16 protein-coding genes are annotated in these 20,536 nt (G+C 70.6%); 11 read left to right on the top strand and 5 right to left on the bottom strand.

The annotated features are described in order from the left end of the window. The first annotated feature begins 65 nt into the window (after positions 1-65). Both Q7C18_RS16010 and Q7C18_RS16005 read left to right on the top strand, forming a co-directional pair. On the top strand, positions 66-944 hold the full coding sequence (locus Q7C18_RS16010; RefSeq protein ID WP_311026225.1) for an AraC family transcriptional regulator: 879 nt from the start codon (positions 66-68) through the stop codon (positions 942-944). A 146-nt stretch (positions 945-1,090) separates the two neighbouring features. Next, positions 1,091-3,538 (top strand): excinuclease ABC subunit UvrA, encoded by a 2,448-nt coding sequence (locus Q7C18_RS16005; protein WP_311026224.1) that lies wholly within the window; start codon positions 1,091-1,093, stop codon positions 3,536-3,538. Positions 3,539-3,642: 104 nt separating this feature from the next. Here Q7C18_RS16005 and Q7C18_RS16000 read toward each other — a convergent pair whose 3' ends face one another. Genes Q7C18_RS16000 through Q7C18_RS15990 form a run of 3 tightly spaced genes read right to left on the bottom strand, consistent with a single transcriptional unit; the run spans position 3,643 to position 7,813 of the window. Further along, positions 3,643-4,602 (bottom strand): NAD(P)-dependent oxidoreductase, encoded by a 960-nt coding sequence (locus tag Q7C18_RS16000; protein ID WP_311026223.1) that lies wholly within the window; start codon positions 4,600-4,602, stop codon positions 3,643-3,645. Next, the gene (locus Q7C18_RS15995; RefSeq protein ID WP_311026222.1) at positions 4,602-6,320 is read right to left on the bottom strand and encodes a thiamine pyrophosphate-binding protein; all 1,719 of its coding nucleotides are present in this window, start codon (positions 6,318-6,320) and stop codon (positions 4,602-4,604) included. The genes Q7C18_RS16000 and Q7C18_RS15995 overlap by 1 nt, the downstream gene beginning before the upstream one ends. Next, entirely contained in the window at positions 6,317-7,813 is a 1,497-nt protein-coding gene (locus tag Q7C18_RS15990; protein WP_070161162.1) for a sodium:solute symporter, read from the bottom strand. Before Q7C18_RS15990 ends, Q7C18_RS15995 begins: the two co-directional genes overlap by 4 nt. Positions 7,814-7,956: 143 nt before the next feature. Between Q7C18_RS15990 and Q7C18_RS15985 the strand changes: the two genes are divergently transcribed. Continuing rightward, on the top strand, positions 7,957-9,720 hold the full coding sequence (locus Q7C18_RS15985; RefSeq protein WP_311026221.1) for a PucR family transcriptional regulator: 1,764 nt from the start codon (positions 7,957-7,959) through the stop codon (positions 9,718-9,720). Positions 9,721-9,876: 156 nt separating this feature from the next. Further along, positions 9,877-11,169: an MFS transporter gene (locus tag Q7C18_RS15980; RefSeq protein ID WP_311026220.1), complete on the top strand. Its 1,293-nt coding sequence runs from the start codon at positions 9,877-9,879 to the stop codon at positions 11,167-11,169. A 20-nt stretch (positions 11,170-11,189) separates the two neighbouring features. On the opposite strand, the gene Q7C18_RS15975 is transcribed toward Q7C18_RS15980, so the two are convergent. After that, entirely contained in the window at positions 11,190-11,969 is a 780-nt protein-coding gene (locus Q7C18_RS15975; protein WP_311026219.1) for a GntR family transcriptional regulator, read from the bottom strand. A 198-nt stretch (positions 11,970-12,167) separates the two neighbouring features. Between Q7C18_RS15975 and fbaA the strand changes: the two genes are divergently transcribed. After that, a complete protein-coding gene (fbaA, locus tag Q7C18_RS15970) occupies positions 12,168-13,190 on the top strand; it encodes a class II fructose-bisphosphate aldolase (RefSeq protein ID WP_070161376.1) in 1,023 nt (340 codons plus the stop codon). Positions 13,191-13,344: 154 nt separating this feature from the next. Here fbaA and Q7C18_RS15965 read toward each other — a convergent pair whose 3' ends face one another. Continuing rightward, entirely contained in the window at positions 13,345-14,517 is a 1,173-nt protein-coding gene (locus Q7C18_RS15965) for a LysR family transcriptional regulator (RefSeq protein WP_311026218.1), read from the bottom strand. A 129-nt stretch (positions 14,518-14,646) separates the two neighbouring features. On the opposite strand from Q7C18_RS15965, the gene Q7C18_RS15960 reads away from it, so the two are divergent. The 6 genes from Q7C18_RS15960 to phnE (Q7C18_RS15935) all read left to right on the top strand — a co-directional run bounded on the left by Q7C18_RS15960 (position 14,647) and on the right by phnE (Q7C18_RS15935) (position 20,520). After that, positions 14,647-15,378: an aspartate/glutamate racemase family protein gene (locus Q7C18_RS15960; protein WP_070161398.1), complete on the top strand. Its 732-nt coding sequence runs from the start codon at positions 14,647-14,649 to the stop codon at positions 15,376-15,378. A gap of 10 nt (positions 15,379-15,388) precedes the next feature. After that, positions 15,389-16,228, top strand: a complete 840-nt coding sequence (locus Q7C18_RS15955; RefSeq protein ID WP_311026217.1) for an HAD family hydrolase — start codon at positions 15,389-15,391, stop codon at positions 16,226-16,228. Between the two features lie 331 nt (positions 16,229-16,559). Continuing rightward, positions 16,560-17,546 carry a phosphate/phosphite/phosphonate ABC transporter substrate-binding protein gene (phnD, locus tag Q7C18_RS15950; protein ID WP_070161382.1) on the top strand — a complete coding sequence of 329 codons (987 nt, stop codon included), beginning with the start codon at positions 16,560-16,562 and terminating at the stop codon, positions 17,544-17,546. 114 nt (positions 17,547-17,660) lie between these two features. After that, positions 17,661-18,533 (top strand): phosphonate ABC transporter ATP-binding protein, encoded by an 873-nt coding sequence (gene phnC / locus Q7C18_RS15945; RefSeq protein ID WP_083277658.1) that lies wholly within the window; start codon positions 17,661-17,663, stop codon positions 18,531-18,533. After that, positions 18,530-19,558, top strand: coding sequence for a phosphonate ABC transporter, permease protein PhnE (gene phnE / locus Q7C18_RS15940; RefSeq protein WP_170922642.1), 1,029 nt, complete (start codon positions 18,530-18,532; stop codon positions 19,556-19,558). Before phnC ends, phnE (Q7C18_RS15940) begins: the two co-directional genes overlap by 4 nt. Beyond that, the gene (gene phnE / locus Q7C18_RS15935; protein WP_311026216.1) at positions 19,555-20,520 is read left to right on the top strand and encodes a phosphonate ABC transporter, permease protein PhnE; all 966 of its coding nucleotides are present in this window, start codon (positions 19,555-19,557) and stop codon (positions 20,518-20,520) included. The genes phnE (Q7C18_RS15940) and phnE (Q7C18_RS15935) overlap by 4 nt, the downstream gene beginning before the upstream one ends. Positions 20,521-20,536: the final 16 nt, after the last annotated feature.

Below are 20,536 nucleotides of genomic sequence, written 5' to 3'. Positions count from 1 at the left end.
CTTTGGTGAATCTACTCCTCACCGGGTGCAAGGTCCCGGTGAGAAGTGGACATATCATGGTGAATATGGGACACGATGCGATTGAGGACGTCGCCTACCGTCCTCCTGCGGGCCAGGCGGGCGAGGTGGAGGTCCACACCGTCGATGACCTGCTGGGCCGGGCCTCGCCCGGTCTGTTCGATCGGCCGCAGCGGATGGGATTCCACCAGGTGATGCTCATTGAGCACGGCGCTGCCCGGCACATGGTGGACTTCGCCGAGCACCGCCTCGCGCCCGGGACGGTGCTCTGGGTGCGTCCCGGACAGGTCCAGCTGTGGGAGGATCCCACGCGTCTGGAGGGGACCGTGCTGCTCTTCCCTGGCGGGCTCCTGGACCCGGACACCACCCGGCTCACCTCCGCCGACTCTCCGGAAGGGCCCCACTGGTGGGATGCGCAGGACACAGACCCCGCGCGTCTCGCCGTGCTCAGCACCGCAGTGCGCGACCTCGCCTCAGACGGTGCGAAGTCGCGCCCCCTGAAGCGATCCGCCCTGCGGCACGCTCTCTCGGCCCTGCTGATCCAGCTGGTGTCCTGGCACCGAGGCCAGGAGGACTTCGCCGAGCTTCCGCCGGCCTTCCGGGACTTCCGGAGGCTGGTGGAACGACGGTTCGCGGACTGGCATGACGTCTCCGACTATGCCGCCGCGCTGGGCTGGTCTCCCCGGACGCTGGCCCGGGCGTCTCGGCTGGCCCGAGGCGTCACGCCCAAGAAGGTCATCGACGAGCGCCTCCTGCTGGAGGCCCGTCGGCTCCTCGTCCAGACAGACCTCCCGGTGCACAGCATCGGAGACCGCATCGGGTTCGATGACCCCAGCAACTTCACGGCATGGTTCCGGCGGCAGGCGGGACACACGCCCAGCGAGTTCCGTGCCGCACACGGTCACACGTCGGGGGCGGACCGATGAAGCCGTCCTGATGGAGCCGTCCTGAGGAAGCCGTCCTGAGGAAGCCGTCATGGGGGAGCACTACACTGCTGTGCACCTGTCCATGATCGCGCGTCACCGGCGTTCACCCGTTCGGGACGCGCGACCGGTGCTCCCCAGGAGAACCTATGACGACGACGTCGCCCACCCCCGCTCGCACCACCACCGCCACGCCCACATCTCCGCCCGCGTCCCGAGGAGCTGACGCGCTTGCGCCGTCGGACACCCATGACATCATCCGGGTGACCGGAGCCCGGGAGAACAACCTCCGCGACGTCTGTGTGGAGATCCCCAAACGACGACTGACCGTGTTCACCGGAGTCTCTGGATCCGGCAAGAGCTCGCTGGTCTTCGGCACCATCGCGGCCGAGTCCCGGCGGCTCATCAATGAGACCTACAGCGCCTTCCTGCAGGGGTTCATGCCCTCCCAGGGCCGCCCGGACGTGGACCACCTGGAGGGCCTGACCACCGCGATCATCGTGGACCAGGAGCGCATGGGCGCCAACCCGCGCTCGACGGTGGGGACCGCGACCGACGCGAACACGCTGCTGCGCATCCTGTTCAGCCGGCTCGGCGAGCCCCACATCGGCTCCCCGCAGGCGTTCTCCTTCAACGTGGCTTCCATCAGCGGCGCCGGAGCCGTGACCTTCGAGAAGGAGGGCAAGAAGGTCAAGGAACGCCGGGACTTCCAGATCACCGGCGGCATGTGTCCGCAGTGTGAGGGCCGCGGCCAGGTCAGCGACATCGACGTCACCCAGCTGGTGGACGAGACGAAATCCCTCCATGAAGGCGCCATCACGGTGCCGGGCTACAAGGTCGGCGGCTGGTCGGTGAAGTTCTACACCGAGTCCGGCTTCTTCGACCCGGACAAGCCGATCAGCGACTACACCGACCAGGAGCGCCACGACCTCCTGCACCGGGAGCCGGAGAAGGTCAAGATCAACGGGATCAACATGACCTACCAGGGGCTGGTGCCCCAGGTGCGCAAATCCATGCTCTCGAAGGACCGTGAGGCCATGCAGCCCCATATCCGGACCTTCGTGGACCGGGTGGTCACCTTCACCACCTGCCCGGACTGCGACGGCACCCGGCTCACCGAGGCCGCCCGATCCTCGACGATCGCGGGCATCAGCATCGCCGAGGCCTGCGCCCTGCAGATCTCCGACCTGGCCGCCTGGGTGCGCGGCCTGGACGAGCCGTCCGTGGCCCCGCTGCTGACCACGCTGGGGGAGACGCTGGACTCCTTCGTGGAGATCGGACTCGGGTACCTCAGCCTGGACCGGCCCGCCGGCACACTCTCCGGCGGTGAGGCCCAGCGGACCAAGATGATCCGCCACCTCGGTTCCGCACTGACCGACGTCACCTACGTCTTCGACGAGCCCACCATCGGGCTGCACCCGCATGACATCGCCCGGATGAACGACCTGCTGCTGCGCCTGCGGGACAAGGGCAACACCGTCCTGGTGGTGGAGCACAAGCCGGAGACCATCGCGGTGGCCGACCACGTCGTGGACCTGGGGCCCCGGGCGGGGTCCGCCGGCGGTGAGATCGTCTACACGGGTGACGTGCCGGGGCTGCGTGCCTCCGACACGCTCACCGGGCGTCACCTGGACGACCGTGCCCGGCTCAAGGAGTCGGTCCGGCAGCGGGACGGCGTGCTGGAGATCCGCGGAGCCGAGCAGAACAACCTGACCGGCATCGACGTCGACGTCCCCACGGGGATCCTCACCGTGGTCACCGGGGTGGCGGGCTCCGGCAAGAGCTCCCTGATCCACGGGAACCTCGCCGGCAGGGAGGGCGTGGTCGTCGTCGACCAGGCCGGGATCAAAGGCTCTCGGCGTTCCAATCCGGCCACCTACACGGGCCTGCTGGAGCCCATCCGGAAGGCCTTCGCGAAGGCCAACGGGGTCAAACCGGCGCTGTTCAGCGCCAACTCGGAGGGAGCATGCCCCACGTGCAAGGGCGCCGGGGTGGTCTTCACCGAGCTCGGGGTGATGGAGACGGTGGAGACTCCCTGCGAGGAGTGCGAAGGCCGGCGCTATCAGGCCGCGGTGCTGGAGTACACGCTGGGCGGGCGGAACATCAGCGAAGTGCTGCACCTGTCCGTGGATGAGGCGCTGGAGCATTTCAGCGACGGCGAGGCGCGGCTGCCGGCCGCGCAGAAGATCCTGCGGCGGCTGGCCGACGTCGGTCTGGGTTACCTGACGCTGGGGCAGCCGCTGAACTCGCTCTCCGGCGGTGAGCGGCAGCGCCTGAAGCTGGCGGTGCACATGGCTGACGACGGTGGTACCTACATCCTGGACGAGCCCACCACGGGTCTGCATCTGGCCGACGTGGAGCAGCTGCTGGGGCTGCTGGACCGGCTGGTGGACTCCGGGCGGAGCGTGATCGTCATCGAACACCACCAGGCGGTCATGGCCCATGCGGATTGGATCATCGACCTCGGGCCAGGGGCGGGCCACGACGGCGGGCGGGTGGTCTTCGAAGGCACCCCGTCCGATCTGGTCGCCGCGGCCCGGGACGGTGCCGGCGCCACGCTCACCGGTCAGCATCTGGCCGCCTACGTGGGGGACTGAACCAGGGCTCAGACTTTCTGCGGGAGGCTCACCCGGCCCACCTCCGGGAAGGTGAGCCTGCCGGGCCCCGTAGGGGCCGAGCTGTCGGGCGGGTCCGGAACGGGTCACAGCACCGCGTGAGCGGGGAGGCTCCCGGAGGTGAGGTGCTCCAGCACGGTGCGTGCCGGCTGCAGGCTGTAGGTCTCCAGGGCCGGCGCCGACCAGAACGCCGTATGCGGGGTGCACACCACCTGCGGGTGCTGGCGCAGCGGCGACGACGGCGACGGCGGCTCACCAGGCAGGACGTCGAGCCCGGCCCCACGCAGCCGGCCGGAGTCCAGTGCGGAGAGCAGAGCATCGGGATCCACCAGTTCGCCGCGGGCGCAGTTGATCAGGGTGGCTCCGTGCGGGAGCAGAGCAAGCCGTTCCTCGTCGAGCAGCCCGCGGGTCTCCCGCGTGAGCGGCGCATGCAGGCTGAGCACGTCGCTGCGGCGCAGCAGCTCCTCCACGCCGACCTGATGGATCTCCGGACAGTCTTGGTGGGGGTCGTGGCCGATGATCTCTCCGACCAGCGGCCGCAGCAGCGCCGCGACGCGCCGCGCGATGCGGCCGCATCCGAGCAGGCCCACGGTGAGGTCGCTGAGCCGTCGCGGGGCGGGAGTCAGCCCGGTGGCCTCCTGCGTCCACCCGCCGGCGGCCACAGTGCGGGCCCCTGCCAGCAGCTGCCGTTCCACGGCCAGCATCAGCGCGACCGCGTGGGTGGCGACCTCCTCCGTCGAGGCATCGGTCAGGGGCACCACCGGGACCCCCCGAGCTCGGGTCGCCTCCAGGTCGATCATGTCGAGCCCGGTGCTGCTGGTGGCGATGACGCGCAGCGCCGGCAGCGCGTCCAGGAGGCCGGCGTCGACGTCGGCGTAGCCCACCACCAGGCCCTCCACGGGGCCGGTGGTCGCCTGCGCCGCCGCCAGCGGGCCCTCGGGCCCGGCGAGGATGCTCCCGATGCTGTGGCGCGTCAGCATCTCTCGGGCGGGCTGCGGGTCGAGGTCGGTCTGGTCGGTGAACAGGACCAGGCGCTGACCGCACATCAGCCGAGCCGGTCCAGGTGTGTGGGGGCGAACAGCCCCAGCCGGGCGGGGACCACGACCACACGGGGACCACCGGCGGCCAGGGCCCGGGTCACCGCATCCGGCGCTTCGTCCGTGGTCGCCCGTTCCGCCGGGATTCCGAAGGAGGCGGCCAGCGCGCAGAAGTCCGGGCGGGCGAGCTCGGTGGCCGTGGCGGTCCCGAAGGCGGACTCCATGTACTCCCGCAGGATGCCGTAGCCGCCGTCGTCGACGATCAGCCAGGTGACGTCCAGCTGGTGCTGGGCCAGGGCGGCGAGCTCGGCGATGCCGTAGAGCGCCCCGCCGTCGCCGGAGACGGCCAGCACGGCTGACGGTTCACCACGCAGCCGGCGCGCGAAGGAGGCCCCGGCCGCGGCGGGAAGCGCATGGCCCAGGCCGCCGGCGCCCTGCGCGGAGACGAAGCGTCCATCCCGCGGGTCCCATGCCGACCAGGCCCAGTACCCGGCGATGGTCATGTCCCAGAACGTGTCGGTGCCCTCCGGAGCGGCCTGCCGGAGGCCGGACAGCAGCGCGCGTTCGCTCTCGAGCCCCTGGCCCTCGAGCCGACGGGCCACGGTGGCCAGCAGGGCGGTGACGCGCTGTTCGGCTCGAGTGCGTCGCCCCGGGTCCGGCGCACCGGAGCTCTCGACGGCGGCGGCCATCCCGGACAGGGCGGCGGAGGCGTCGGCGTGGACGCCGAGCCCCGTGTGGTTGGCGGTGACCTTGCCGAGGTCGGCCTCCACATGGATGACCCGGCCGCGGGGTGCGAAGGTGTGGTAGTTGCTGGAGAGCTCCCCGAGGCCGCTGCCGACCACCAGGAGCACATCGGCGGACTCCAGGAACTCCGTGGTGGCGATGTCCTCCATCCAGCTGCGCGCGTTGAGCGGATGGTCCCAGGCCAGGGCCTCCTTGCCGCTGAACGTGGTGACCACCGGGGCCGGCAGCGCCTCGGCGAGACGACGCAGAGACTCTCCTGCGCCGGCGCGGACCACTCCGCCGCCGGCCAGGATCACCGGGTTCTCGGCGCCGCGCAGCAGGTCCGCCGCCTGCTGGACCAGCTCCTCGCGCGCAGGAGGGGCCGTCGGCGTCGCGGTCAGGTTCACCACCGGCGGCACGGACGGCTCGGCCGTCTCCAACAGGACGTCCTGCGGGATCTCCACCAGCACGGGCCCCTGGGGGGCGGAGGCCGCCGTCGTCCAGGCCTCGGCCAGGGCCGAGGGGATCTGGGAGATCCGCCGGACCGTGAAGGTGCTCTTCACGACCCCTCGGAACGACGCCGACTGGTCCGGCAGCTCATGGAGGTACCCGTGGCGCCCACCGCCCAGGCCCGCGACCGGCACCTGGGCGCTGATCGCCAGCACCGGCACCGAGGACGCCGCCGACTCCTGCAGGGCGGCGAGCGACGTCAGCGCACCCGGGCCCGTGGAGAGCAGCAGCGGTGCGGGCTTCCCCGTGACGCGGGCCAGACCGTCAGCCATGAAGCCGGCGTTGTTCTCGACTCGGGCGGCCAGACAGGGCAGCTCGGAGCGGCGCAGCGCGTCGAACAGCCCCAGGGCGTGCTGGCCGGGCAGCCCCACCACACCCTCGGCCCCGAGCGCCTGCAGGGACTCGAGGACGACGTCGCCCCCGATGCGGGTGCCCAGCGTGCCGGGGGTGCCGGCGGTGCCGGGCGTGCCGGCGGGAAGGTCCGGGGAGGTCATCGGGTCGGTGCTCCTTCATCGTGGGGCGGGATCTCGCTCATCGTGGTGGTGTCGCTGCGGCTGAGCCGGCGGACCCATTCCCGGTGGACCTCCTCGGAGGTGGGCGGAGTCAGCAGGCTGACCACCACATAGGTCACCAGGCTGGCGCCGAGACCCACGTAGATCGGCTCATTGGCGAGGATGTCGGTGACGGCCATGGTGACGATGACGCCCACTGTGCCGACCACCATGGACCAGGTGGCGCCCTGACGGGTTCCGCGGCGCCAGACCAGGCCGCCCAGGATGGCGATGAGCAGACCGCCGACCAGGACGTTGTAAGCCATGGCCAGCGCGCCCACCACTGTGGTGACCATGGTGGCCACGAGGATGACGGCGACTCCCAGCAGCAGGGTGGCGCCGCGGTAGCCCCGCACGTCCTCCTGGTCCCGCGTCTCGGCCGGATCCGGGGCGGCACCGCGCTGCAGCAGGTGGCGGGCGTACGGGATGAGATCGGTGGTCAGCACGGTGGAGGCGGCGATCAGCGCCCCCGAGGCCGTGGACATCAGGGCCGCCAGGGCGGCGGCGAGCACGAGGCCCCGCAGGCCGGTGGGCAGCGCGTCCTGGACGATCGTGGCGAAGGCCTCGTCCGGGTTGGGCAGATCCGGCCAGATGGCGCGGGCGGACATGCCGATCACCGCGCCGGCGATCCCGTAGACGATGCAGTACACCCCGGTCAGGCTGCCGCCGATCATGGCGATGCGCGGGGTGCGGGCGGTGAACACCCGCTGCCAGATGTCCTGGCCGATCAGCAGTCCGAGCGTATAGGTGATGATGTAGGTGACGATGGTGGCGCCGCCGATCGCGGTGGGCGAGAAGAAGGAGTCCCCCACGCGCTCGCGGATCTCGGCGAAGCCGCCGGCATGGATGACCGCCACCGGGGCGAGCAGCAGCAGGATGCCGATCGTCTTGATGACGAACTGGATCACGTCGGTCATCGTGATCGACCACATGCCGCCCAGCGTGGAGTAGATGACCACGACGCTGCCGCCGATGAGGATCCCCGCCCAGTTCGGCACGCCCAGCAGCACGTGGAAGATGGTGGCGTAGGCCAAGGTGGAGGTCACTGCGAGCATGAACGTGTACAGGAACATCACCGCGGCCGGGACGACGCGGGAGGACGGCCCGTAGCGCAGGTCCAGCATCTCCATCACGGTGTAGACGCGCAGCTTGACGATGTGCCGGGCGAACAGCGCCGAGAGCAGCAGGATCCCCAGCCCGATGGCGGTGACCAGCCACGCTCCGGAGACGCCGAAGCTGTAGCCCAGGCCGATGCCGCCCACGGTGGAGGCTCCGCCGAGCACGATGGCGGACATCGCCGCGGAGTACATGAACGTCCCCAGACGGCGTCCGGCCACGAGGTAGTCGCTCTTGGTGGTGGACCGGCGCAGGCCCCACCAGCCCACGCCGAGGATGGTGGCGGTGTAGACGGCGATCACCGCGATGTCGAGGATCATGAGGGCGTCTCCTGCAGCGTCTCGAGGCTGTGCGCCGCCGGGAGGCCCCCGTCGGCGCGCCTGGTGTCATGCTAGTGCGACGCATCACAGACGTCCTGGGACGAAACATCCTGTTCTAGCGTCTGCCGGGATAGAATGACCAGATGACGCCCGCGGAGGAGCTGCCCTATATCGAGCAGCTGCGCTCTGAGGAGCACCGGCGCGGTCGCATCACGGTCGAGCTGGGCCGGCTCCTCGATGAGCGGGAGCTGCGCATCCGCTGCCTCCACCCGCAGGATCCCGGGTCCGTCCGGCGCATCCCGGTGGCCTCGGCGCCGGTGATCGAACTCGACGACCCGCGGCGCTACCTGGCGGGAGATGAGCTGCTGCTGGTCACGGGGCTGGGGCTGCCCGAGGACCCGGCGAGCGTGGACCAGTACGTCGCGCGGCTGCGCGAGGGCGGGGTGGCGGCCCTGCTGTTCGGGATCATGCCGGTCCACGACGACGTCCCTCCGGCCTTGATCGCAGCCTGCAAGGCCCATGATCTGCCGCTGCTCGCCCTGCCCGAGGACGTGCCGTTCATCCGGCTCACAGTCGCGCTGGCATCGCTGCTGGAGTCGGAGCGGGTCGCCCAGGCCGCCGCCGCGAGCCGGGGCGTCATCTCCATGGTCACCTCGGCCTTCGGCTCACGTCCGGTCCGGCAGATCCTGGATCGCCTGGCGGAGGCCACCGGCACCGCAGTGCAGCTGCGAGGCAGACGGCTGATCGAGCAGTCCGGGACGCTGCCACCCGGCGTGGGTGAGGAGCAGCTGGAGCGTGCCTCCCGCCCTGAGGCGGGGCGGGAGCGCCTCCGCTTCACCGCCCTCCAGGCTCACGAGGACGATCCGCGCTCGTCGACGCCCGAAGCGGTGAGGCTGAGGCTCCGAGGCCCGGCGCCGGCGTCGGCCGCGTCCCCGGTCGTCTTGATGGTGGCCCCGCGCCCGTTGACCCAGTACGACCTGACCCTGCTCATGCTGGCAGGCGACCTGCTGGAGCTGATCCTGCGGGCCCCCGGTCGGCGCAGCGCCGCGGTCGACCAGCTCACCATGCGCCTGATCCTGCAGCAGGGGCGCGGTGCGACGGCACCGGCCCGTGCGGTGTCGGGGGAGGCCGCCCGGGGTGGCACATGGCGTACGCCGGAGTCCGGCGAAACGGCGGAGGGCCAGACCGCGGAGGACCAGACGGCGGAGCTCCTGAGGGAGGTGCTCGGCGTCGACGCCGACAGCTGCGCCTACGCCGTGGTCGCCGCACCACGCACCGTCCCGCCCGGGGTCTCGGAGGAGGTGACCGTGGACGGTCCTGAGGAGCTGGCCTGGTGGTCCACCCTCGTCTCAGCGGGCCTTGCCGACCGCGACGGGCGGCATCTGCGCGCCCTGGTGGCGACCCCGCCGTCTCGCCGTCGTCTGCGGCTCTGTGAGGACCAGGGGTGGGTGGTGGCGGTCAGCCGTGCCCAGCCCGTGGGTCGGCTCGGAGTCGCCATGGATGAGGCCGTGGCGCTGACCGCGGTGGCCCAGGCGCGGGGCGTCTCGGTCACCGCCGCGGAGTTCACGGCGGAGGACGCCGCTGCGGCGCGCACGCCGGGGCGGTGGGCGGCGGCGGTGCCGCAGGAGGCTCGGGCCGCGCTGGCGGACCGGATGCTCTCTCCGCTGCGGACGCTCGACGACGGCCGCCGAGAGGAGTGCCTGGAGGTGCTGCACTGCTGGCTGCTGCATCACGGCAGATGGGACGGTGCCGCGCGGGAGCTGGGGCTCCATCGCAACACCGTGCGGCGCGTGGTCGGCACCGCGGCCCGCGTGCTGCAGGTGGACCTCGACGACGCGCGCCACCGGGCAGACCTGCTCGCCGCACTGGATGCCCTGGGTCCGGAGAACAGCGGCTCCCGCGACTGAGCGTGCGGGGAGGTCCTGTACACTGTTCTGTCGGCCTGCGCGGGAATCCCTGCGTGGCTCGACTCTGACCAGTCTGTGTATCTACCTGGTGATGCTCATCGTGGAGCACGCCAAGGCGGCACTGCTCCATGTGTGCGCTGCAGGAGGTGCGCGACGATGACGACTCTCGACTCCGATCGCCGGAACGGCTCCCAGGACCAGTCCTCCGGGCGCGACGTCCCGGTCTTTCCCCCTGATGACGGACCCACCCTGGTCCGTGCGGCCGGCCCGTCCTTCTTCCCGATCGCCCTGATCGCGCGCTTCCCCTACGCGATGATGGTCGTCGGGGTGCTCACCTTGGTGGTCTCCGCCCGCGGCTCCCTCGGGCTGGGCGGCCTGACCTCCGCGATGGTGGGCCTGGGCACGGCCCTGTGCGCCCCGCTGGTGGGTGCGGCCGCGGACCGCTGGGGCCAGCGGCTCGTGGTGCTCGTGGTCGGGCTGGCCAGCACTGTGACGCTGCTGGCCATGGCCTGGGTGGCCTATTCGCCTCTGCCGGACTGGGCCGTGCTGGTGGCAGCGCTGCTGATCGGAGCGACCACCCCGCAGATCCCGCCGATGTCCCGCACCCGGCTGGTGGCCATCATTCTGCGTCGGCTGCCGGCGGCCCGTCAGAACCGCACCCTGAGCCGCACGATGGCCTATGAGTCCGCCGCCGACGAGGTCACTTTCGTCTTCGGGCCGATGATCGTGGGACTGCTGGCCGCGCTGGTGAGCCCGGCGGCCCCTGTGGTCGGGGCGGCGCTGCTGACCCTGGTCTTCGTGACCTCCTTCGCCCTGCACCGCAGTGCGAAGGAGGTGCGCCCCTCGGGAGGCGAGCCGGAACTCGTCGCCCCGGTGCGGGAGCTGTTCCACGGATCCCTGCTGACCGTGCTGGTGGGCGCGCTCGGGATCGGGCTGTTCTTCGGCTCAGTGCTGACCTCCCTGACCTCCTTCATGACCGACGCCGGCCACGGCGAGAGTGCGGGTCTGGGCTACGGGGTGATGGGGATCGGCTCGGCGGCCTTCGCCCTGGGTGCCGGACTGTTTCCGGAGCGGTTCTCGCTGCGGGCGCGTTGGCTGATCTTCGCCGGGCTGATGCTCGTCGGCACCGCGATGCTGCCATGGGTGCCCGGACTCGGCGGCATGCTGGCGGTTCTGGGGCTGCTGGGCATCGGGCTGGGGCCCACCTTGGTGACGGTGTTCAGTCTGGTCTCGGCCCGCAGTCCGCGGGGACGTGCCGCCACTGCGATGACGGTGGCCACCACGGGGATCGTGGTCGGGCAGTCCTCTGCCTCGGCGCTGGTGGGCCAGATCGGCGAGCACGTGGGCACCTCGACGGCGCTGTTCGCCCCGCTGCTGGCGGCGGCCGTGGTGCTGGGGGCGGCGATGGTCAACTGGCGCATGGCGGCCACGGAGTCGATCGGTCGCTGACCTGCGCAGCTCGGGCGAGGTCAGTCGTCGTCGGCGGCGTCGGCCGCTGCCGCGGAGGCCGCACCGTCGTCTTCACTGGTGTCGTGCACCAGGGCCAGGACGTCTCGCACCAGCTGAGCGGTCCGCTCGGTGGCGGCCTTCCTCGCGGCCTCGGCCTGTGACCGGTCCTCGGCGCCCTCGAGGTCGTCGAGGTGGTCAGCGAGATCGTCCAGCGCCGCAGCCCATGTGGGGAGCAGGCCCTCCACCGGGAACTGCCGGAACATGCTCAGGGTGCGCCGCAGGGTCGGGACGGCGACCCTGATCAGCTCGGTGTGGCCGGTCGCGCGGAACAGCGTGGAGGCGAAGGTGCGGTAGGAGGATTCCGCGGTGTCTCGGGTGTCTGACCGGCATGCCTGCGCCATGAGGCGCGCGGCGGCGGCGACGGCGCCCACGGGGCTCTCCGAGATCTCCGCATCGTCGTCCATCGGCAGCGGGAGGCGTTCGACGGCGATGATCAGCAGAGTGCCGAGCAGGTCGCTGAGCTCCTCGGCCTGCCGTTGGGTGAGCACGGAGACCCGACGTCGCTTGTTGGGCAGGGCTTCGACCAGACCCTCGGCCATGAGCGTGGCCACCGACTCGCGCACCGGGGTGATGCTGACCCCGAGCCGTGAGGCAAGCTCGGCGTCTCGCAGGGGAGCCCCGGGAGGCAGCTGCCCGGTCAGGATCTCCTCCCGAAGACGTTGCGCGACCGCCTCCCCTCGGGTCAGCGGGACGGCGAAGTCATCGTCATGGGGGTCCCATCCGGAGGCAAGGTGTGTCATGGGTCTCACTCTATACAGGCGTTGTTCAGTGCGGTACCAGGAATCCCCGAGGTGACGGTCATGGCGTCACAGGCGGTCGCCTCAGCAGGTTACCCGGTATACCCGCGACCGATGTGAGCTGTGCCGCTCGCCGTACGGGTCTGCGCGGCTAGGATGGATCGGGAGACCCTCTGACCCACGACTCGAAGGAGTTCGCCCGTGGCCATCGCTACACCGGACAAGTACAACGAGATGATCGACGCCGCCAAGTCCGGCGGCTACGCGTTCCCGGCAGTGAACGTGACCAGCTCGCAGACCCTCAACGCCGCGATCCGTGGCTTCGCGGAGGCCGAGTCGGACGGCATCATCCAGGTGTCCACCGGCGGCGCCGCCTACTGGTCGGGCGCCAGCATCAAGGACATGGTGGCCGGCTCGCTGGGCTTCGCGGCCTTCGCCAAGCAGGTCGCCAAGAACTACGGGGTCAACATCGCCCTGCACACCGACCACTGCCCGAAGGACAAGCTGGACGGTTTCGTGCTGCCGCTGCTCGAGGCCTCCGAGGCGGAGGTCAAGGCCGGGCGTGACCCGATCTTCAACTCCCACATGTGGGACGGTTCCGCCGAGACCCTGGAGGAGAACCTGCGCATCGCCGCGGAGCTGCTGCCCCGCTCCGCCGCGGCCCAGCAGATCCTCGAGGTCGAGATCGGCGCCGTCGGCGGTGAGGAGGACGGCGTGGAGAACGAGATCAACGAGAAGCTCTACTCCACGGTCGAGGACGCCACCGCCACCATCGAGGCCCTGGGTCTGGGTGAGAAGGGGCGCTACATCACCGCGCTGACCTTCGGCAACGTGCACGGCGTGTACAAGCCGGGCAACGTGAAGCTGCGCCCGGAGATCCTCAAGGAGATCCAGGATCAGACCGCCGCCAAGTACGGCAAGGACAGCCCGTTCGACCTGGTCTTCCACGGCGGCTCGGGCTCCACGGAGCAGGAGATCGCCGACGCCGTGAGCTACGGCGTGATCAAGATGAACATCGACACCGACACCCAGTACGCGTTCACGCGTCCGGTGGCCGGGCACATGTTCTCGAACTACGACGGCGTGCTGAAGGTCGACGGCGAGGTCGGAAACAAGAAGACCTACGACCCGCGCGTCTGGGGCGCCAAGGCCGAGGAGTCCATGGCGGCCCGCATCGTCGAGGCCGCGCAGCGGCTCGGCTCGGCAGGCAAGACCCTGCGCTGAGTCGCGTCCGGATCGGCTGACCGTCGTCGAGGGCTCTCGGCGCGGCCGGCACCTCGGGAGGGCCCGTCACCGTCAGGTGGCGGGCCCTCCCGTGCGCCCGGGCGCTTCTCCTTCGGGGGCTTTTCCTTCGGGGCCTCCGCGTCGCGGGGGCCGCTCAGAGCCGGCCGCGCAGGGCGGAGATCAGCTCGTCGAGGCGGGCTGTGCCGGTCCAGCTCTCCGGGTGCACGGCCGTGATCTCCCGCGGGACCAGCTGCGGAAGATCGACGACGTCGAGCCGGTCCGCGAAGCCGGTGGCCCCGGGGGTTCGCAGGGCGAGACGGGGGATCAGGGCGACCCCGAGCCCATGGGCCACGAGTGCCTGGATGGCCTGAGGGTCATCGGTGACATGACGGATGGCCGGAGTGAAGCCGGCGGCCTCGCACACCTGGGTCAGATGCTGGGTGCACCGGCGGCAGCCGGCGACCCAGGGCAGGTCTTCGGCGTCGGCGAGCTCGCGGACATCCCGGTCCAGCCCCCACCGGCGCGGGAGGATCAGCGCGTGCCGGTCCACGCCCAGCACGACTGCCCGGTGGCCGGAGGGGATCGCCTCGCCGGGCCCGTGGCGGAAGATCAGGGCGACGTCGACCCGCCCGCGGCGCAGAAGGTCGAGGGCTTCCGGGGGCTCGTGCTCGAGGACCTCGAAGCCCCCTCCGCCTCCGCCGACCAGCTGCTCCAACGACGGCGCCAGCGCGCCTCCGAGCAGAGAGGGGAAGGCTGCGATGCGCAGCGTCTGGTCCACGGGGCTGACGGCGGAGCGCAGGTCCTCGAGGGCGCCGCGCGCCTGGGCGCGGATGGCTTCGGCGCGGCCGAGCAGGATACGGCCGGCCGGGGTGGGCACCACGCCACGGGTGGTGCGGGTGAGCAGCCGGGTGCCGAGGGAGTGCTCGAGGGTGCTGAGCTGTTGGGAGACCGCCGGCTGAGACCAGCCGAGTTCGACGGCGGCGGCGCTGAGGCTGCCGGCGGAGACGGCGCGTTCGAACAGCAGCAGCTTGCGCAGATCGAGCTGCTCCTCCTCGCCCCGGCGGGGCGCAGGATGCTCGTGATGATGGCGGCCGTGGCGGCCGATCCGGTCGCCACGGGGAGCCGATCCGGGGGCATCGACCTCGGGGAGAAGGTCATAGTCCGGGCTGACCTGCTCCCGCAGCGCCTCGGGGTCCAGCTCCGCGTCGGTGAACTCGTCGCCCAGGTCGACGGCGAGCGGGCGGGTCGCGGGGCTGGTCGATTCGGCGGCGCCATTCCTGTTCTGGTGATTGTCATGGGCCGCGGCGGTCCCTTCGGAGTCTTCCATAAGTCCAGCTTATGCCTTGGGGCATCACGACTGGGTCTACCGTTCATCACCCCAAGGAAACATGATGGTGATGTCGTCAGGGCGTGTGTGGCCTGCGCCGCCCGGGGCATCCACAGGGAAGGATTCATCATGCATCGCATCGGTCTGCTCGGAGGCATGAGCTGGCATTCCACCGTGCAGTACTACCGCGGCCTCAACATGGCTGTCGCTGACGCTCGTGGGGGCCACGCCTCGGCTCCGCTGCTCATCGACTCCGCCGACTTCGCCGAGATCCGCGCCCTCCAGGTCGCCGACCGCTGGGAGACGGCCGGAGATGTGCTCGCCGCCGCAGCGCAGCGGCTCGTCGCCGGTGGGGCGGAGGCGCTCGCCATCGCCACCAACCTGATGCACAAAGTCGCCCCTGCCGTGGAGGCGTCCGTGGACGTGCCGCTGATCCACATCGCCGACGCCGTCGCTCAGGAGGCTCGCCTCGCGGGTCATGGGACGCTTGGCATCCTGGGGACCGCCCGCACCATGCAGGACGACTTCTACCGCGCCCGGCTCGCAGCCCACGGGATCGACGTCGTCGTGCCCGACCCCGAGACTTGCCGGACGCTGGACCGATGGATCTTCGACGAGCTCACCCAGGGCTACTTCACCGATCCGGCGCGGAGCGACTTCCTCGCGGCGATGACGGCGCTGCAGGCCCGCGGCGCCGATGCGGTCGTGCTCGGCTGCACCGAGATCGGCATCCTGATCCCGCCGGCCGAGGCGCCGATGCCCGCGCTGGACTCGGTGGACGCCCACGTCTCGGTCCTGAGCCGTTTCTGCCTCCGCGGCGAGCTCCCCGCCGCCTCCCGGGCCGCACCCGTCGCGGGCTAGGCTGAGGCCTGTGACGACGACACCCTCCACACCGCGCCGCCGCCTGCTGCTCCTCGACTTCGACGGTACCGTCTGCCTCGGCGACGACCCCGTGCTCGCCTATGCTCGTCGCGTGGACGCGATCCTCGCCGCCCGGGGGGAGGAGGGAGGCGTGGAGGCCGCCGTCGCGCATGCCCTCGCCGTCGAGGACCTGCTCGCCGCCGACATCGCCTTCGATGAGACCGGCTTCCCCCGCGGCGTGGACCAGGAACCGGTCGAACGGGGTGCGGAGCCGCATCGAGCCCCCAGCGCCCACCCGGTCTCCTGGCCGGTCCAGGACGGCTATCAGCTGGTCCAGCTGCTGGCCCGCCAGCGGGGCCTCAGCGATGCCGACGCCGGCCAGGCCTTCCTGGGCGGACGGGAGGACCTCCTGGCCCGCGGGCTGGGCACCACCGATGTCCACGCGCCCGCAGGCCTGGCCGAGCTGCTCGACGAGGTCCGTGCGGAGGCCGGCGTCGTGCTGGCCACCAACGCCCCCGCCGCCGCATTCGGCCCGTGGCTCGAGACGCTCGGGCTCACCGAGGCCTTCGACGCCGTCATCACAGATTCTCGGAAGCCCTTCGGCATGCCGGAGGTCCTGCGTCGGGCCGGGGAGCTGATCGGCGGGGAGGAGCCCGTGCCGGCGCAGGAGATCCTCTCGGTGGGGGACATCTGGCGCAACGATCATGAGCACCTCGCGGCCCTGGGCGGCACCACGCTGCTGATCGACAGATTCGCCACCGGACTCGGAGAGCCGGATCATCGCGTCCAGGACTTCGCCGATGCCGCGCCGATCATCAGGTCCTGGGCGCGAGTGCGCGCAAGGCGCTGACCAGCCCCGATACCTACTCGCAGGTCACGTGATGCCGCTCATGCCGACGTCGTGAGCGGCATCACGGGCTTCCGCCAGGCATGTGAACACTGTGTGACACCTGATCAAACGCCCCTTCCGTGGCTTGTGAGGCCCATCTCTCCGCTCTAGAGTGAGGATCAGACTCGCGCCCCGCGTCAGGTGCGGCGTGCCCGGATGAGGCTCTCGACACGAGGCTCAGGCACGCGGTGCCGCGGCTCGGGACGAGGAGCCTGCCGGACGGTGCACTGGGGGTCTCGATCGATGTGCAGGTCCGGCAGCCACCGGCATCATGATCGACAAGGAATCACTCATGCGCATCAAGACCACCTCCGCACTCGCCGTCGGCGGCGTGCTCACGCTCGCTCTGGCCGGCTGCGTCGCGGACTCCGATGACGGCGGCGACGGCGGAGACGGGGACGCCCTCGTGCTCGGCCTGGTCCCCTCGCAGGACATGGACCAGCTCGTCGAGGACGCCGACGCGCTGGCGGAGCTGCTCGCCGAGGAGCTGGACCGCGATGTCGAGCCGTACATCACCGACAACTATGCGGGACTGGTCACCGCCATGCAGACCGGGCAGGCCGACATCGGCATGTTCGGCCCGATCGCGCTGGTCCAGGCCATCGACCAGGCCGATGCCGAGGCCGTGCTCCAGTCCGTGCGCTACGGCTCCGACACCTACGTCACCCAGTGGTTCACCAATGATCCGGATACCTACTGCCTGGACGAGCCCGTCATGGCGGAGACCGGCCAGGGCTACGAGATGCTGTTCTGCAACGGCACCGACACCGCCGAGTCCGGACCGGTCGGGGAGGAGGCGCTCGAGCTGATCGAGGAGGGCGAGACCATCTCCTTCGTGGATGAGGGTTCCGCCTCCGGCTACTACTACCCGGCCACCCAGCTGGAGGTGCTCAACGGCTTCGACCCGCTCAGCGACATCGACGCCCAGTTCGCCGGGGGCCACCCGAACTCGGTGCTCAACGTCTACAACGGCGAGATCAGCATCGGGGTCAGCTTCGACGACGCCCGGGAGTCCGTGGTGGAGGAGCAGGAGGACGTCGGCGACGAGGTCGTCGTCTTCGCCTGGAGCGAGGACATCCCCAATGACGGGATCGCCCTCGCCGCTGACCTCAGCGACGAGGAGAAGCAGCAGATCACCGACGGCTTCCTGGCGCTCACCGAGTCCGAGGAGGGTCAGGAGGTCCTCTTCGACGTCTATGAGATCGACGACCTCGTGGAGGCCAACATCGACGCTCTCGACGCCGCCCGTGATGTGGCCGCGAACTTCGGCGACGAGTAAGCCCATCCGACCCCGTCCGGGCGACGTCGCCAGCCGTCGTCCCCCTGTCGCGGGAGGTCCGGACCGGCGCACCGCCGGTCGGGGCCTCCCGCGACACGGTCCACAGGAAACCCCATGATCAGATTCGAGAACGTCGATGTCGTCTACCCCGGCGGCTTCCCAGGCCTCAAGAAGGTCGACCTCAACATCGAGGCCGGAGAGTTCGTCGTGATCGTCGGCCTGTCCGGCGCGGGAAAGTCGACCCTCATCCGTACCATCAACGGCCTGGTGCCCTACACCTCGGGCACCCTCACCGTCGGCGACGAGGTCGTCGACCCCTCCTCCCGTCGGCAGCTGCGCCGCCTGCGTTCCCGGGTCGGCATGATCTTCCAGTCCTTCAACCTGGTCAGCCGGATCTCCGTGCTGTCCAACGTGCTGGTGGGTCGGTCGTCCCAGACCTCCTCCTGGCGTTCGCTGCTGGGCTGGTACAGGGCGGCCGACAAGGAGATCGCCTTCCAGTCGCTGGAGCGCGTCGGCATCGTGGAGAAGGCCTACAACCGGGCCTCCGCGCTCTCCGGGGGACAGCAGCAGCGGGTCGCGATCGCCCGGGTGCTCGCCCAGGATCCCGAGGTGATCCTCGCCGACGAGCCGGTCGCCTCCCTGGACCCGCCCACCGCGCACCAGGTGCTGCAGGACCTGCGACGCATCAACCGGGAACTGGGGATCACCACCATCGTGAACCTCCACCACCTGGACATGGCGCGCCGGTACGCAGACCGGGTGATCGGCATGCGCGGCGGGGAGGTCGTCTTCGACGGCCCCGTGGAGGCCGCCACCGATGCTGCCATCGAGGGCGTCTACCAGCGGTCCCTGACGGCTGAGGACGTCGCCCCCGACGCTCCGGTGAGCGTGGACGAGGCCCTGGGCGCCGAGGACGGACCCGAGGAAGGACCTGAGGTCGAGGGCGGCGGATCGGCCGCCTCACCGGCGGAGCGTGCTGGCCGGTGAGCGTCACCGTCACTGCGCCGCCCTCCGCACCCGGGGGACCTCCGGCCTCCGGCGGAGCGGACCGACCGGAGAAGCCGCGTCCCAGTGTGACGGGCTACCTGGGCCTGGCCGCCGTCGTCGTCCTGCTGATCCTGTTCTTCCTGGCCACCTCCTCGTCCACGCTCGTCCTCGACATCGGTGTGGGTCGGGTGCCGCTGTATCCGGCGCTGGGCGCCCTGGCGCTGGTGGCCGTGCTGGTCCTGGGCTGGCGCACCCGCACCGGCACGCTGCCGATCCTCGGCGCGCTGGCCGTGATCGGGGTGACCTGGTGGGGCGGCTCCGGAATCGGATTCACGCTGTCCCCGCTGTGGGAGGACCTGCACCGCGCCGAACCGGTGCTGCAGGGATTCCTGAACCCGAACTGGGCATTCATCTGGCGGGTCTCCGACGCGTGGCTGGTCACCCTCGCCATGGCGGTGGTCGCCACCACCGTGGGGTGCTGCATCGGCCTGCTGCTGGCCATGTTGGCCTCCCCGGTCTCCAGCCCGAACACGGGGGTCTCCCAGTTCGTGAAGGCGCTGAACTCGGTGATCCGGTCCATCCCGGACATCGGGTACGGCCTGCTGTTCGTGGCGATGCTGGGCGGCACCGCCGGGGGCGCCGGACCCATGGCCGGTGTGCTGGCGCTGGTGATGTTCAACATCGGCATCATCGCCAAGCTGACCGGTGAGACCATCGACGCCGTGGACCGCGGTCCGCTGGAGGCCGCCGACGCTTCAGGGGCGAACCTGCTGCAGCGCGACCGGGTGGCTGTGGTGCCGCAGATCCTCCCCGGATACCTGTCCTACAGCCTCTACGTCTTCGAGCTGAACATCCGCGCCTCCGTGGTGCTCGGGATCGTGGGCGCGGGAGGCATCGGCTCGATCATCAGCGTGCAGCTCTCGCGCTTCGCCTATGAGAACATCTCGGCGATCATGATCGCCCTGGTGGTCGTGGTGCTGGCCGTGGACTTCCTGTCCCTGACCATCCGACGGAGGCTGACATGAGCCACTCCCACGAACCCGGCGGACAGTCGCGGAGCTCCTCCGGCGCAGACGGCGGTCCTCGCTTCGCCCCGGATCGTCTGGACGCCCGTCCGGTGAAGCCCTCCAAGCTGGGGTGGAACCTGGGGATGCTGGCCTTCGGGATCCTCTTCATCGCGGCCATCTCCACCACGGGGGCGAACTTCTCTCGGCTGGCCGACTTTCCCGCGAACTTCCTCAACTACTCCACGCTGATGGTCCAGGGTGTCTTCCAGCCGCTGACCCCGGAGGTGCAGGCGGCGTGGACCACGGCATTCTCCGACATGCTGGAGTCGGTGCAGATCGCCTGGATCGGCACCGTGGTGGGGGCGCTGTTCTCCCTGCCCATGGGCTTTCTGGCCGCGCGGAACATGACGCCGCTGCCCCTGTATGCGGTGGTGCGGTTCATCCTCTCGGTGATCCGCGCGGTCCCGGAGATCGTGTTCGCCATCGCGGTGATGCTGCCGATCTTCGGCCTCGGGCCGCTGGCCGGCGCGCTGGCCCTGGGAGTGAGCTCCATCGGGACCCTGTCGAAGCTGATCTCGGAGGCGATCGAGGGGGTGGATCCGGGGCCGCTGGAGTCCTCGCGCGCCGCCGGGGCCACCAAGCTGCAGATGATCCGCTGGGCGGTGCTTCCGCAGGTGATGCCGGAGGTGATCGCCATCTGGCTGTACCGCTTCGAGGTCAACATCCGGGCCTCGGCGATCCTCGGTGTGCTGGGCGCCGGCGGCATCGGATCCCTGCTCTCGGCCCTGTTCAACGTGCGGGCCTGGGACCGCATCGGCATCACCCTGGTGGTGATCATCGTGGTCACCATCATCATCGACCAGATCTCGGCCTGGATCCGTCACCGGGTCATCCACGGGGCGCCGAAGAAGCAGGTGCGGGCGTCGGGGCGTGCTGATGACTCCGGTGACGGTCCTGTGCTCGGCACTCCTCCGACCTGAGGAGACCCCACGGGAT

It is taken from the genome of Nesterenkonia sp. CL21 (genome assembly GCF_031705515.1).
GTDB lineage: Bacteria > Actinomycetota > Actinomycetes > Actinomycetales > Micrococcaceae > Nesterenkonia > Nesterenkonia aethiopica.
The sequence above is the reverse complement of the archived record's forward strand: the minus strand, read 5'-3'. Positions and strand labels throughout refer to the sequence as shown.